Raw genomic sequence first — 14,651 nt, 5'->3', positions numbered from 1 at the left:
GACTGGCCGCCTTTCCCTGTCTCTAGAAGTCCGTTCATGGCCCAGCCGTCCACGACCTACAAATTCGAACTCAACCTCACCGACCTCGATCGTTCGGTGTATGAGAGCGTCAAACAGACCATCGCCCGCCACCCTTCGGAAACCGAAGAGCGCATGACCGTGCGTCTGCTGGCCTACGCCCTCTGGTACAACGAGCAGTTGTCGTTCGGGCGTGGCCTGTCAGATGTAGACGAGCCAGCCCTGTGGGAAAAAAGCCTGGATGATCGGGTATTGCATTGGATCGAAGTCGGCCAGCCCGATGCCGACCGTCTGACCTGGTGCTCGCGCCGTACCGAACGCACCAGCCTGCTGGCCTACGGCAGCCTGCGCGTATGGGAAGGCAAGGTGGTGCCGGTGGCAACCAACCTGAAAAACGTGCACATCGCTGCCGTGCCTCAGGAAGTCCTTGAGACCCTGGCCAAGGACATGCCCCGCGTGATCAAGTGGGACGTGATGATCAGTGAAGGCACGATTTTCGTCACCGATGACCGTGGCCAGCATGAAGTTCAGTTGCAATGGCTGGTCGGCGAACGCGGTTGACCCCTGTAGGAGCGAGCTTGCTCGCGAAAAACCTGAGGGCGCCGCGTTAAGCCAGGCAACCCGTGTCATCGTTAACGATTTTCGCGAGCAAGCTCGCTCCTACAGTTGCATTGAAGAGAATTCACCTGCGTCCCATGCGTATCGATCCCCGCCCGTTGCCCGCCGTTCTGCCGTTCCTCGGTGAATTGCCACCGCTGTTAACTCGTCTCTACGCCGCTCGCGGGGTGCAGTCGCAAGCCGAGTTGGATAAAAGCCTGGCGAGGTTGATCCCCTATCAGCAGCTCAAGGGCATCGACGCGGCGGTGGACCTGCTGGTGACGGCCCTGGAGCAGCGCCAGCGCATCCTGATCGTGGGTGACTTTGATGCCGATGGCGCCACCGCCAGCACTGTGGGCACTCTGGGGCTGCGTTTGCTCGGTGCGGCCCATGTCGACTACCTGGTGCCCAACCGTTTCGAATACGGCTATGGTCTGACCCCGGAAATCGTCGCTGTGGCCCTGCAGCGCAAGCCGCAGTTGCTGATCACCGTGGATAACGGCATCTCCAGCGTAGAGGGGGTGGCGGCGGCGAAAGCGGCGGGGCTGCAGGTATTGGTCACCGATCACCACTTGCCGGGCGATGAATTGCCGGCGGCGGATGCCATCGTCAATCCGAACCAGCCAGGCTGCGAGTTCCCGAGTAAGGCCTTGGCCGGTGTAGGTGTGATCTTCTACGTGCTCATGGCCCTGCGTGCACGCCTGCGCAGCCTGGGCTGGTACGAGAGCAAGCCACAGCCGAACATTGGCGAGCTGCTGGATCTAGTCGCGTTGGGCAGCGTCGCCGACGTGGTGCCGCTGGATGCCAACAATCGCATCCTGGTGCATCAAGGTCTGGAGCGTATTCGAGCCGGTCGTGCGCGGCCTGGGATCAAGGCGATCCTCGAAGTGGCCAAGCGTGATGCGGCGCGCATCACCTCAACCGACCTGGGCTTTATCCTCGGCCCACGGCTCAATGCCGCTGGTCGCCTGGACGACATGAGCCTGGGCATCGAATGCCTGCTCACCACCGACTTCGCCGCGGCGCGGGAAATGGCTGCGCAACTGGATGGCATGAACCAGGATCGCAAATCCATCGAGCAAGGCATGCAGCGCGAGGCCCTCGCCCAGCTCAAGGATTTGCCGGTGGAGTCGATGCCCTACGGGTTATGCCTGTTCGATCCGGAATGGCACCAAGGCGTGATCGGCATCCTGGCGTCACGCATGAAAGAGCGTTACTTCCGCCCGACCATCGCCTTCGCCGACGCCGGTGATGGCCTGCTAAAGGGCTCAGGGCGCTCCGTGCAGGGTTTTCACATCCGTGATGCCCTGGCGGTAGTCGCGAGCCAGCATCCCAACCTGATCGCCAAGTACGGCGGCCACGCCATGGCGGCGGGGCTGACACTGCCCGAGGAAAACTTCCCACTGTTCGCTGAAGCCTTCGATGCCGAAGTGCGTCGGCAACTGCGCGAAGAAGACCTGACCGGGCGCTTGTTGTCCGATGGCACCCTGGCGGTGGAAGAGTTTCATCTGGAATTGGCCCGCGCGCTGCGTCACGCCGGTCCGTGGGGGCAGCACTTTCCTGAGCCGGTGTTTCACGGTGTGTTCCAGTTGGTGGAGCAGCGCGTGGTGGGTGAGCGGCACCTGAAGGTGGTGCTCAAGACCGAATGCGGGTCAGTGAAGCTCGATGGCATCGCGTTTGGCGTTGACCGTGAGGTCTGGCCGAACCCGACGGTGAAGTGGGTGGAGCTGGCCTACAAGCTGGATGTGAACGAGTTTCGCGGGAATGAGACGGTACAGCTGATGATTGCCCATATCGAACCACGCTGATTATTTGACGACAACGCAAACTAAATGTGGGAGCGGGCTTGCTCGCGAAAGCGGTGGATCAGTCACAGCAGCATTGACTGACACTCCGTATTCGCGAGCAAGCCCGCTCCCACATTTTTCATCCGAGGTCAGCCGGGGAATTACTCGGCTTTGTCCTTGGCCTGGTGCTTCACGATGATATCCACCAACCGCTGAGCCAGCGCTGGGTAGTTCTCATCGAAGTGATGCCCACCTGGCAACTTCACAGCCTCACCTACGGCAGTCTTGTCCGTGCAGCCGCTCTCGTCGACTTCTTCCGCGCCGTAGATGCACACGACCTTGTCCGCTGGCAGCTTGGCCATTTCCGGGCCGGTGGCGGCTTCTTTACCGGCGTTGCCGAGCCAACCTTCCACTTCGATTTCAAAGCTGCCGGTACGTGCGAACGCCAGCAGGATGATCGCGTCCACACGCTGCTGCTCGTTCTCTGGCAGGCGGTTGTAGATGGCGGGCAGTACGTCGGCACCGAACGAGTAGCCGGTCAGTACGAAGCGCTTGGTGCCCCATTTTTGCCGGTAGTGTTGCATCAGTTCGGTGAGGTCTTTGGCGCTTTGCTCCGGGGTCTTGTGCTGCCAGTAGTAACGCAGGGTGTCGATGCCCACGACCGGGTAGCCGATCTTGGCCATTTCGCCAGCCACGTCGCGGTCCAGGTCACGCCAGCCGCCGTCACCGGAGAGGAACAGGGTCACAGTGTCCTTGGCTTGGCCCGCCGGTACTTCGACTACTGGAATGGCCAGGCCGCCGTTGTCCGAGCCCACCAGTTGCTTGCGCAACTCGTTGTTCAGAACTTGCGGGTAGTGAATGTCGTAGTCACTGATGCTGGTGGTGGCGCGTGGTGTGTCACGTACGAAACTGGCGCTTTCATCGTCAGGGTTATCGTTCCAGGCGACCAACCAGCTACCGTGGGCGGAGGTTTTCGGCAGTGGGTCCTTGCAGCCTTCCTGTACCAGCGCGAAACCGACGGAGATGGCGTTGGCCTTGTCGTCGGTCTGGGTGGCCAACCAGCGCCAGGCGAGGGCTGCGCCAGGGCCGATGCCGCTGACCAGCGTTGCCGGGCCTTTGAGTTGGGCCAGCGCATTTTGCAATGCTTGTTCTTGCAGCTTGCAGTCATCTTTAGGCAGGACTACCTGAACAATCTGCGCAGTACCGCCTTGGCTGAGGGCGATCAATTGGCTGTCGGTCAGGGTTTCATCGGCCATCACGGCCACGGCTACGCGGGCTTTCGGTGTGCTGGACGGGGTTACACGGGTCATCACCGAGCCATCGGCCTGGGGCAGTTGCTCCAGGGTCGGCTGCGGGGCAGGGCGGTTCCAGTACCAAAAGCCAGCGCCTGCGATCAGGGCGAGCAGCACTACTAAGGCCAATACATACCGCCAGGAGCGTCGAATCATCAGCGTTTCACCAATCCAGTCAAGCCGCCCGCAATCAGGGCGGCGGTATCGGCCAGTGCCACCAGCGGATCAAGTCCTGCGGGCACGGCCATGTAACGGGGTTCCCAATCAGGCTGGAACTTGTCTTTGAAGCGGCGCAAACCTTGGAAGTTATACAGTTGTTCACCACGACGGAACACCATTGAGCCCAAGCGCTGGGTCAGCGGAGCGCCGCGTCGTGGTTGCAAGCCCGACAACGGCACCATGCCGAGGCTGAAGCGGGCGTAACCGTGACTCTTATAATGTTGAATCAGGCCGACCATCATGAATTCCATGGTCAGCTTGGGCGCGTCCGGGTGCGCGCGCATCAGGTCGAGGCTGGCCAGGTCGTGGTTGTAAGTCTCGAGCAGGTTGGCGAAGGCCACCGGGCGCCCTTCGAAGCGAATGATCGCCATGCGAAAGTGCTTGAGGTAGTCGTCGCTGAAGCGTCCCAGGGAAAAGCCTTTTTCTCGCACGTTCTTGCCGGTCAGCCAGGCGTCGGAGATGACTTTGAGTTCCTCCATCGGTGCCATGCCCGGTTCGTGGATCTCCAGGGACAGGCCGTCCCGGGTGCCCCGGTTCCAGGTGTAGCGCAAATCCTTCATCTCTTTGCCCTTGGCTTCCAGGTCAAAGCGTTTCAGGTCGACGCGGGCCTCTTCGCCCAGCTTGATCGCAGTCAGGCCGATGTCCATGTAGTACGGCAGGTTCTCCGCCCGCACCTGGTAGAACACCGGGCGCGCGTGGTGAATGTCGCACAGGTCGCGGAACTGCCAGATCATTTCGGCGCGCGGCTGGGTCGGGCCGATCGGGTCATACAAGGCCACCAGGCTGCGTCCACGACGGGCGTACATCAGGAAGGCTTCATCGTTGGGGTGGAACAGCAACGCCTTGTCACCGGTCAGCGCCAGGCCGCCGTCGGGCTGCGACGAGGCCATCAGGATCTTGGTGGCACGTTCCAGTTCATCCGGGGTGGGCAGGTGGATCACCGGGCGCGCGGTGCGCAGTAGCCAGGTCAGCGACACGATCACCAGCAGTACGGCGGCACCCAGCAGCGAGCGCAGGCCACGCGGGGCGTTGGCGTCGAGCGTGAACTGCCACCACAGTTGATGGCTATACGGTACGTCCTGGTAGGCAAACAGCAGCAGCCAGATCGAAGCCCCCAGCACGCAGACGCTGGCCACTAGATACAGCGGCGAGAACGGCAACTCGGTCAGGCGGCTGGCGCGGTAGAACGAGCGGCGGAAGATCGCCAACAGCACGGCGGTCATGGTCATCAGACTGGCTTCTTCCCAGTCGAAACCCTTGAGCAGCGAGAGCAGGGCGCCCGTCAACAGCAGCACCATGGTCAGCATCCAGGCCGCCGACAGGCGTCGACGCAAACCTTGGGCGAGCAACAGGCACAACACGCCGATGAGGCTGGCGCCAAAGTGCGAGGCGTCAATCAGGCGGTGGGGAATCAGGAAGCCGATGTTTTCCAGGCGTGAGTCGATTTCCGGCGTCGCGCCGGAAAACAGCAAGACCACGCCGGACAAAAAAACCAGTACGGCCAGTACCGGTGCCGCCAGGCCCGAAGCCACTCGCAGGCTCTGCTGGGTCTGGAACAGACGCTGGGCTTCATTGACCAACAGGAATACGCAGGCGATCAACAGTGGCAGCACCACGTAGATCATGCGGTACAGCAGCAGGGCAGCGGCCAAGGGCGCGGCACCGAGTTTGTCGGCGAAAGCTGCGAGCAGGATCGCTTCGAACACGCCCACACCGCCCGGTACATGGCTGAGCACGCCAGCGGCCAGGGCCAGCAGGTACACCAGCAAGAACGGGCCGAACGGCGGTGCTTCCGGCAGCAGCATATAAAGGACGGTAGCGGCAGCGGCCACGTCCAGTGCGGTGATGATCAGCTGCAGGAAAGTCAGGCGACGCCCGGGCAGGCGCAAGGTACGGCGCCCAGCCTTGACCAGCAGGTTGTCCGGGTAAGGTTGTTCCGGCAGGCGACGGCGATAAATGCCGATGCACAATACGGCCGACAACAGCAGGACTGCGCCGGCGATGCCGCCAAGCACCGCTTGTGGTAAATGCAGGTAGGTCGAGGCGGCTGGGAGGTTGCTCAATGTCGCCAATGCGGCCAGTGGGGGCAGGGCAGTGCCCAAGGCCAGGCTGGCGAACACGGTCATGTGGGCAACTTCCGAGGCCCCGATACCATGGCGTGCATATAAACGGTAACGCACCGAACCGCCCGAAAGCATCGACAGGCCAATGGCATTGCCGATGGCAAAGGCGGTGAAGCCACCGAGGGCCAAGGTCTTGGCAGGCAGTTTTACCCCGGCGTAGCGGGCGCCGGAAAATTCATAGCCCAATAGAATGATGAAACCCGCGACGGCGGCGGCAAATGCACCGAGCAACGCTGGCTTGGGCACTTCCAGAATCGAGTCATGGAGCGCGTAGAGGTCCAGTTCCAGCAGCAGGTGTCGGCAGGCGATCAGGGCGATTGCAAACAGCAGCAGGGTAACGGCCAGCCCGATGGGTTGCCGGTATTTGCTCAACAGATCCAGCCAACGCAAACGAGTGGGAGTGATCGGTTGTTCTGCTGTGACGGTGTCTTGTGTTTCAGACGAGTTGGCGCGCATCAATCACCTCGTGGATTGTGCGCGACAGGATGGAGGTATCCAGCCAAGTTACCAATCCCTATGGACAAAATAATTACAAATATTAACGCGTATCACCCGGTGGGGCGACTGCGGCCATTGGTCGTAGAGGGTAGCGCTTGAGCATTGAGCATAGCTTGCAAAGACATGGACTCAACAAACCGTGTAGGGTTTCATGAAATATGCCATGCCATTGTTTCAGAAGAACTTTTTCACCGGATACAAAAAAGGCCACTCTTTCGAGTAGCCTTTTTTGATGTTTGGTTGCGGGAGCCGGATTTGAACCGACGACCTTCGGGTTATGAGCCCGACGAGCTACCAGACTGCTCCATCCCGCGTCTGTGGGCGGCATTCTACAGCCCAACGGCGAGGTGTCAACCGTTAATGGGGCGATGGGTCAAATAAGTGTGAAATAGTTGCCGTGTACTCGCGATGCGCGGTAAGTCCGTGATGGTGAAGGGCTTTTTTGTCTTACAATTTTTATACAAGGCTAAAACAGGCGCGCACAAAAAAGGCCACTCTTTCGAGTAGCCTTTTTTGATGTTTGGTTGCGGGAGCCGGATTTGAACCGACGACCTTCGGGTTATGAGCCCGACGAGCTACCAGACTGCTCCATCCCGCGTCTGTGTGTCGGCATTCTACAGAGGAACGCGAGTGTGTCAACCTGTGAATCGAAGAAAAGCGCTTGTGGTTCAAATGGTTAGCTCTCCAAGAAGATGCTTTTGACCCCTCGGGGCCAGTCTGGCCGAGGGTTTCAGCTCTATCGGGATGCCAGATTCGATTGAAAAAATAAATTCACCTGGGAATCTTCCTACCGCTCAAAAGGAAGATTCAAACTACTGGTGCTATATACAGGGGTGAGTGCGATACTGGTCATCCGTTGAATCAACCCTCTGTTTATATGACGCAACGCAAAATCATCCACGTCGACTGTGATTGCTTCTACGCCGCCATCGAGATGCGCGATGACCCGAGCCTGGCGCAAAAGCCGCTGGCCGTAGGGGGCTCGGCTGATCGGCGCGGGGTGATCGCGACCTGCAATTACGAAGCGCGCGCCTATGGCGTGCGTTCGGCCATGTCGTCACGGCACGCTCTGAAGCTGTGTCCGGACCTGACCATCGTCAAGCCGCGCATGGAGGCTTATAAAGAAGCATCGAAGGAAATCCAGACGATCTTTCGCGACTACACCGACTTGATCGAGCCGTTGTCGCTGGATGAAGCCTATCTGGATGTGTCCGACAGCCCGCACTTTGGTGGCAGCGCCACACGTATCGCACAGGACATTCGCCGCCGCGTGTCCAACCAGTTGCATATCACGGTGTCTGCCGGCGTCGCGCCGAACAAGTTCCTGGCCAAGATCGCCAGCGACTGGAAAAAGCCCAATGGCCTGTTTGTGATCACCCCCGATCAGGTCGAAGATTTTGTCTCGCAGTTGCGGGTGAGCAAGCTTCACGGGGTGGGCAAGGTCACCGCCGATAAGCTGGCGCGCCTGGGTATTGAAGACTGTTTGCAACTGCGTGAGTGGGACAAGCTGGCGCTGGTGCGTGAGTTCGGCAGTTTCGGCGAGCGGTTGTGGAGCCTGGCGCGTGGCATTGACGACCGTGCGGTACAGAACGATAGCCGCCGGCAGTCGATCAGTGTGGAAAATACCTATGACGTGGACTTGCCGGACCTTTCAAGCTGCCTGGCGAAGCTCCCCGAATTGATGGAAACCCTGGCCGGGCGCATGGCACGCATCGACAGCAGTTACCGTGCGGGTAAGCCGTTCGTTAAGGTGAAGTTCCATGATTTTACCCAGACGACTTTAGAGCAGGCCGGGGCAGGGCGGGATCTGGAGAGTTATCAACAGCTGCTGACGCAGGCGTTCAATAGGGGCGGTAAGCCGGTAAGGTTGTTGGGGATTGGGGTGAGGTTGCTCGATCTCAGTACCGGCAATGAACAGCTGGAGTTCTCTTGGTAGAAACCGGGAACCCAATGTGGGAGCGGGCTTGCTCGCGAAAGCGGAGTGTCAGTCACTAATTTCGTTACTGAACCACCGCATTCGCGAGCAAGCCCGCTCCCACACAAACCCACTCCCACATTTAGATCTACACCAGGCTTGAAGTCCTAGCGAGCGCTAGGGTCCGCCACCAACCGTCCGGCATCCTTGGTCAGCGCCTGCAAAAATTCCTGCTGCAACTCGGGATCATTGCGGGTCAGTTCGATCAGGCTCTGTTCCAGCTCACTGGCTTCTTCTTCCAGGCCCAGTTCAGACAGGCGTTTGACCCGGTGCACCCACTGGTTCACCTCGTCATCTTCCAAATCGTCATAGATCAGGCCGTGGGCTTCCAGCAACTTGCCGCGCAAGGTGCTGCTGATGGCCAGGGTCGAGTCCGAATGCACGTCGTCCTGGCCATCTTCCACACTGATCTTCAAGGTCGTGACACGGTTCAAGTCGTGCTCGGAAAACGGGCTGTCCAACAGGTTCAGGCGCAGCACGCCGTTGCGGTCGGTGGTCAGGTCAAAGACTTGTTTGCCGGCGGTGACCTGTACCGGGCGCTCGCTCCAGGGCAGGCTCGAATACTCCACACGCTTGTCGCGCTGGACTTCATCGATACCCGCCAGGTTCTGTTGCGCACGGCCGTGGGACTGCACATTCATGAACGGGTTGAGGCCGTCCACGCCATAGGTTAGCCAGTCGTGAGTCATGCTGGTAGGCAGGTGGCCGAGGGCGAAGATATTCGCCACGTTGGCGCCTGCGCCCGCCACCAGGGCTACCGCACCCAAAGGCATCTCGTAGAGTTTGCGCCAGGGTTGGTAGGGGGTGTAGCGGTCGTAACGACGGGTAACTTCGAATTCGGTGACCTCGAAGGTCTTTTGCTCATGAATGCGAACCCGGCGTTGCGGCAGTTCCAGCACTTTGGGTTCGCCTACGTCGATCTGCAGGCTGTGGTCGAGCAACTTTCGCTCGACCCGCTCCTCGTGCTCACTGCGTTGCGACATCTGGTTGGCGCAGCCGCTGACCAGCAGGGCGCCGCACAAGGCGGCGCCCCCCAGGGCTCTGGTGTTTCGCTTGAACATGACTTCTCTTGATCTGGTTTTCAGCGACGAATACGCGCCTGAAGGAAAGACAGCACGTCAGCCACCGGCAACGGTTGGGCTTCGGCTTCGGTCCGGCTCTTGTATTCCAGATTGCCATCGGCCAGGCCACGGTCACTGACCACGATACGGTGAGGGATGCCAATCAGTTCCATGTCGGCGAACTTGATGCCAGGGCTGGTTTTCTTGTCCCGGTCATCCAGCAGCACTTCAAAACCGGCAGCCGTGAGTTCGGCATACAGTTTGTCGGTGGCTTCGCGTACTTGCTCGGTTTCATAACGCAGCGGTACCAGGGCGATCTGGAACGGCGCCAGGGTGTCGCTCCAGATGATGCCTTTTTCGTCGTTGTTCTGCTCGATGGCAGCGGCAACTACGCGGGAAACACCAATGCCGTAGCAGCCCATGTCCAGGGTGATCGGTTTACCGTTTTCGCCCAGCACTTCGCACTTCATCGCCTTGCTGTACTTATTGCCCAGCTGGAAGATATGCCCGACTTCAATGCCACGCTTGATTTCCAGCGTGCCCTTGCCATCTGGGCTCGGGTCACCGGCGACCACGTTACGCAGGTCGGCCACAGTTGGAACCGGCAGGTCGCGCTCCCAGTTCACGCCGAAGTAGTGCTTGTCGTCGATGTTCGCACCGATACCGAAGTCGCTCATCAGCTCGACCGAACGGTCGATGATGATCGGCAGCGGCAGGTTCAATGGGCCGAGGGAGCCGGCGCCAGCGCCAATGGCGTCGCGCAGTTCGGCATCGGTGGCCATGACCAGCGGGCTGGCCACGCCAGGTTGCTGGGCAGCCTTGATTTCGTTGAGTTCGTGGTCGCCACGGATCACCAGGGCGATCAGCTTGCCTTCTTCCTCGGCACGAACGATCAGGGTCTTGATGGTCTTTTCAATCGGCAGATTGAATTTCTCCACCAGGGCCGCGATGGTCTTGGTTTCCGGGGTGTCTACCAGGCGCAGTTCTTCGGCCGGTGCAGGGCGGGAGGTTTCCCGTGGCACGGCTTCGGCTTTCTCGATGTTCGCTGCGTAGTCGGAACCGTTGCTGAACACGATATCGTCTTCGCCGGACTCGGCCAGTACGTGGAACTCGTGGGAGCCGGCACCGCCGATGGAGCCGTTGTCCGCTTCAACCGGACGGAATTTGAGGCCCAGGCGGGTGAACACGTTGCAGTAGGCCTGGTGCATACGGTCGTAGGTGACCTGCAGGGACGCCTGGTCAGCGTGGAACGAATAGGCGTCCTTCATGATGAATTCGCGGCCGCGCATCAAACCGAAGCGTGGGCGGATTTCGTCACGGAATTTGGTCTGGATCTGATACAGGTTCAGCGGCAGCTGTTTGTAGCTGCTCAGCTCGTTGCGCATCAGGTCGGTGATCACTTCTTCGTGGGTCGGGCCGGCGCAGAAGTCGCGGCCGTGACGATCCTTGAAGCGCAGCAACTCAGGGCCGTACTCTTCCCAACGTCCGGATTCCTGCCACAGTTCAGCCGGCTGGGTGCTCGGCATCAACACTTCCAGAGAGCCGGCGGCGTTCATTTCTTCGCGAACGATGGCTTCGACCTTGCGCATCACCTTCAAGCCCATGGGCAGCCAGGTGTACAGGCCGGAGGCCAGTTTGCGGATCATGCCGGCGCGCAGCATCAGCTGATGGCTGATCACAACCGCGTCGGAAGGCGTTTCTTTCTGTGTGGCGAGCAAATATTGACTGGTACGCATGGTAGGCCGTTGTCGGTTGCTTGGACTTGAAATGACTTGGGATTGTACGGGCGCAAGCTGCCGCCGTACAGGCATCAGAATACAGGGCTGTCTGTAGTGAGGGAGCTTGATCCCGTTCGACAGCGCAGCTGGAGCCGGCTTTCGGGGCTGCTTCGCATCCCAGCGGGAGCAAGCTCCCTCACTACAAAAGCATAGGTGTCAGTCTTCTACCGGCGGATTCAGCCTGGCCCGGCGATTTTCCTGAAACCAATGCAACGCAATCAGAAACAGCGTCGGCACGCCCAGCAGGCAAGTGATCAGGAAGAAGTTGTGGTAACCGAACTTCTCGACCATTACCCCCGAATACCCGCCGATCAGGCGCGGTAGCAACAGCATGATCGAGCTGAGCAACGCATATTGGGTGGCGGAAAACTTGAGGTTGGTCAGGCTCGACAAGTAGGCCACGAACGCCGACGTGGCCAGGCCCGAGCTGAAGTTGTCCAGCGAGATCGTGAAGATCAGCATCTGCAGATCCGGGCCCATATCGGCGAGCATCACGAACAACAGGTTGGTGCCCGCCGACGCTACGCCACCGATGAACAGGATCGGCAGGATGCCGAACCGCACAATCAGCAGGCCGCCCATGCCGGCACCGAGCAGGGTCATGATCAGGCCGAAGATCTTGCTGACCCCGGCGATCTGGTCCTTGGTGAAGCCCTGGTCGATATAGAACACGTTGGCCATCACGCCCATCACCGTGTCGGACATGCGATAGGTAGCAATCAGCCCGAGCAACAGCAACGCCTGCCAGCGGTAGCGCAGGATAAAGTCATTGACCGGCGTGAGCACCGGCGCCAGGCCGCGGCGGCCCATGGCCGACAGGCACAGCGCGGTCAGCGTGATATAGAGGATGGCCCGCAGGAACGCGCGGTCGTCCATCAGCAAGTCCCACAGGCTCATGCCGTGGAACAGGACGCTCTCAAAATCAGTATTGAAAAGCTGGGTGAACATGGCCGGAACCGACACCAACAACACGATCAGCACAAACACTGACACCAGCTGATGCGCAAAACTGTAACGACCGGCCTGCAATTGCGTGCGCAGTGGTACATCGGGTTCGCGCATGAACAGGGTGGTCAGCAAAGCTGGAATCATCAGCACGCCGAACAGCACGTAGGTGCCGAGCCACGCCGAATGCTGATAGTTGAAACCGGTGGAGCCGAAGCCCTCGGCAAAGAACAATGCACCTGCTGTAGCGAGCAGCGCAGCAATGCGGTAACCCGACATATAGCTGGCAGCCAGCGCGGCCTGGCGGCTGTCGTCGGCAATTTCCAGGCGATAGGCATCGACCGCGATGTCTTGGGTCGCGGACGCGAATGCAACGATAACGGCAATGGCGATCAGCCAGGACAGGTGTTTTTGCGGGTCGCAGAACCCCATGCCGATCAATCCGAGGATCACCAACGATTGGGCAAGCACTAGCCAGGAACGACGGCGCCCGAGTTTGCCGAGCAGTGGCAGGCGCCATTGGTCGAGCAGCGGCGACCAGACCCACTTGAAGGCATACGCCAAGCCGATCAGGCTCGCATAGCCGATGGTCTCGCGGGCCACACCGGCCTCACGCAACCACACCGAAAGCGTCGAGAACACCAACATGTAAGGCAAGCCGGCGGCAAAGCCGAGCAACAACAGGACCAACGTCGAGGGGCTGGCATAGGCGGCGAGCGCGGCGCGCCAGGTTTTACGGGGCATGGGCTGGAGTCTGCCTCAGATTTGCGGAAACAAAGCGCGCACTCTAACCGCTGTGCTCTACCGGGCGCCAGCCATGGCGCTGAATATCCACGCGATTGTTGCGGACAGTGATGCCCTCGTCCCGCAGGCGTGCACGTTGCTCATCCCCCGAAGCACTGCCCACCGGCAGACTTATCCGACCACCGGCACCTAGCACGCGGTGCCAAGGCAGTTTGGTGTCCTCCGGCAACTGGCTCAGGGTGCGCCCCACCCAGCGCGCCGCACGCCCAAGCCCGGCCAGGTGAGCCAGCTCACCGTAGCTCACCACACAACCTGCGGGCACTTGCGCCAGGGTCAGGTACAACGCGGTTCTGCGCATTTCGGCGGGGCTTTGCGGGGTTTCGGCGGGTTGATTCACTGTGGAGATATCCGTTGAGATCGTCGGTCTTCTGTAAGAAACGTCTGTAAACATGGTGGTGAGCATTGAACTCACCTCCAATCCTTGAGTCAGTCCTTGCTAAGACGTTATCTAACACGATAATGCCCGTTTTTTCGCCAAGCCCGAGCCCCTAATCTGCTTATGTTGTCCAGAACCCTGCTGTGCCTTGCTGTTTTCAGCGCCTCTACGCCCTTGCTGGCCGACACCGTCTGGTTGAAGAACGGTGACCGTCTGACCGGCAAGATCAAAGTCTTTGACGGCGGCAAGTTGCTGATCCAGACCGATTACGCGGGCGCGATTCCCATCGACTGGAAACAGGTGAAGACCCTGGAAAGCGACCAGGAGCTGCTGGTCAAGCAGGACGCCTATACCGGTGAGAAGGCCAAGTCCCTGAAAGCCGCGGATGACGGCAAGGTCGTCCTCGCCAACGGCGAAGCGCCCAAGACCGTCGAGTTAGCAAGCATCCAGCAGATCATCAAGCCCAAGCCGGTGATTGAAGACCTGGTGTGGAAAGGCAATGTTGACCTGGCGCTGGATTACAAGCGCGCCGAGAAGGACACCAACGACTACGACATCGATTTCAAGACCACTGCACGGCACGGCCAGTGGCGCCATACCGGGCAAGGCGAGTACAACCGCGAGTTCCAGGATGACGTCACCACCACCGACAACTGGGCCTTGGAATACGACCTGGACCGGTTTATCACCGAGCATTGGTTCTGGCAGGGGCGTCTGACCTACAAGCGCGACAAGGTTGAAGACCTGTCTCGCCAGCGGACCGTGGGCACCGGCCCGGGCTATCAGTTCTGGGACGATGAACTGGGCGCTTTCTCCTTGGGTTCGCTGGTCAACCGCACCGACTATGAATATGCCGACGGCGGCAAAGACAACTTCTATTCGGTCGCCATGAAGTGGAACTACAACCGCTACCTGGTGGGCAAGACGGTGGAGTTCTTCACCAACGGCGAGCTGGGCCGCCCCATCGACGGGCCGGTCGATTACTCGTTGGATGCGGAAATGGGGCTGCGCTACAAGGTTACTGAGTGGGCCTCTCTTAACCTCAAGGCCGAGCGCGACATTATCAGTGGCGATTCCGAGAGCAGCCTGAGCAAGACCCGCTACACGGCAGGCTTTGGCGTGGCCTGGTAATAAGGTCGAACAAAACCCGCTTGGCAACCTCTGCCGATATTGATTAC

General features: G+C 59.9%; 10 protein-coding genes and 2 tRNA genes. 4 read left to right on the top strand and 8 right to left on the bottom strand.

The window, feature by feature from the left end:
* The first annotated feature begins 36 nt into the window (after positions 1–36).
* Both HF257_RS21090 and recJ read left to right on the top strand, forming a co-directional pair.
* The gene (locus tag HF257_RS21090; RefSeq protein WP_185708133.1) at positions 37–579 is read left to right on the top strand and encodes a YaeQ family protein; all 543 of its coding nucleotides are present in this window, start codon (positions 37–39) and stop codon (positions 577–579) included.
* Positions 580–713: 134 nt separating this feature from the next.
* On the top strand, positions 714–2,423 hold the full coding sequence (recJ, locus tag HF257_RS21085) for a single-stranded-DNA-specific exonuclease RecJ (protein ID WP_185708132.1): 1,710 nt from the start codon (positions 714–716) through the stop codon (positions 2,421–2,423).
* 140 nt (positions 2,424–2,563) lie between these two features.
* On the opposite strand, the gene HF257_RS21080 is transcribed toward recJ, so the two are convergent.
* The 4 genes from HF257_RS21080 to HF257_RS21065 form a co-directional block, all read right to left on the bottom strand.
* Positions 2,564–3,850: a virulence factor family protein gene (locus tag HF257_RS21080; RefSeq protein ID WP_185708131.1), complete on the bottom strand. Its 1,287-nt coding sequence runs from the start codon at positions 3,848–3,850 to the stop codon at positions 2,564–2,566.
* Positions 3,850–6,492, bottom strand: a complete 2,643-nt coding sequence (gene mprF, locus HF257_RS21075; RefSeq protein WP_185708130.1) for a bifunctional lysylphosphatidylglycerol flippase/synthetase MprF — start codon at positions 6,490–6,492, stop codon at positions 3,850–3,852. Before mprF ends, HF257_RS21080 begins: the two co-directional genes overlap by 1 nt.
* A gap of 279 nt (positions 6,493–6,771) precedes the next feature.
* A tRNA-Met gene (locus HF257_RS21070) sits at positions 6,772–6,848 on the bottom strand.
* Positions 6,849–7,055: 207 nt separating this feature from the next.
* Positions 7,056–7,132, bottom strand: a tRNA-Met gene (locus HF257_RS21065).
* Positions 7,133–7,411: 279 nt separating this feature from the next.
* Here HF257_RS21065 and dinB point away from each other — a divergent pair.
* Positions 7,412–8,470, top strand: a complete 1,059-nt coding sequence (gene dinB / locus HF257_RS21060; RefSeq protein ID WP_185708129.1) for a DNA polymerase IV — start codon at positions 7,412–7,414, stop codon at positions 8,468–8,470.
* Between the two features lie 146 nt (positions 8,471–8,616).
* Here the strand turns inward: dinB and HF257_RS21055 are convergent, their stop codons facing one another.
* The 4 genes from HF257_RS21055 to HF257_RS21040 form a co-directional block, all read right to left on the bottom strand.
* Positions 8,617–9,570 (bottom strand): hypothetical protein, encoded by a 954-nt coding sequence (locus HF257_RS21055; RefSeq protein ID WP_185708128.1) that lies wholly within the window; start codon positions 9,568–9,570, stop codon positions 8,617–8,619.
* 20 nt (positions 9,571–9,590) lie between these two features.
* Positions 9,591–11,306 carry a proline--tRNA ligase gene (locus HF257_RS21050; RefSeq protein WP_185708127.1) on the bottom strand — a complete coding sequence of 572 codons (1,716 nt, stop codon included), beginning with the start codon at positions 11,304–11,306 and terminating at the stop codon, positions 9,591–9,593.
* Positions 11,307–11,504: 198 nt separating this feature from the next.
* Complete coding sequence (locus HF257_RS21045) at positions 11,505–13,037, bottom strand: AmpG family muropeptide MFS transporter (protein WP_185708126.1); 1,533 nt, start codon at positions 13,035–13,037, stop codon at positions 11,505–11,507.
* A gap of 43 nt (positions 13,038–13,080) precedes the next feature.
* A complete protein-coding gene (locus HF257_RS21040; protein ID WP_376750112.1) occupies positions 13,081–13,395 on the bottom strand; it encodes an MGMT family protein in 315 nt (104 codons plus the stop codon).
* A 201-nt stretch (positions 13,396–13,596) separates the two neighbouring features.
* Here HF257_RS21040 and HF257_RS21035 point away from each other — a divergent pair, with 201 nt between their 5' ends.
* Positions 13,597–14,604, top strand: a complete 1,008-nt coding sequence (locus HF257_RS21035) for a DUF481 domain-containing protein (RefSeq protein WP_185708125.1) — start codon at positions 13,597–13,599, stop codon at positions 14,602–14,604.
* The last annotated feature ends 47 nt before the right edge of the window (positions 14,605–14,651 follow it).

This window comes from Pseudomonas cremoris (genome assembly GCF_014230465.1).
This window is presented reverse-complemented; position numbering and strand designations above follow the sequence as displayed.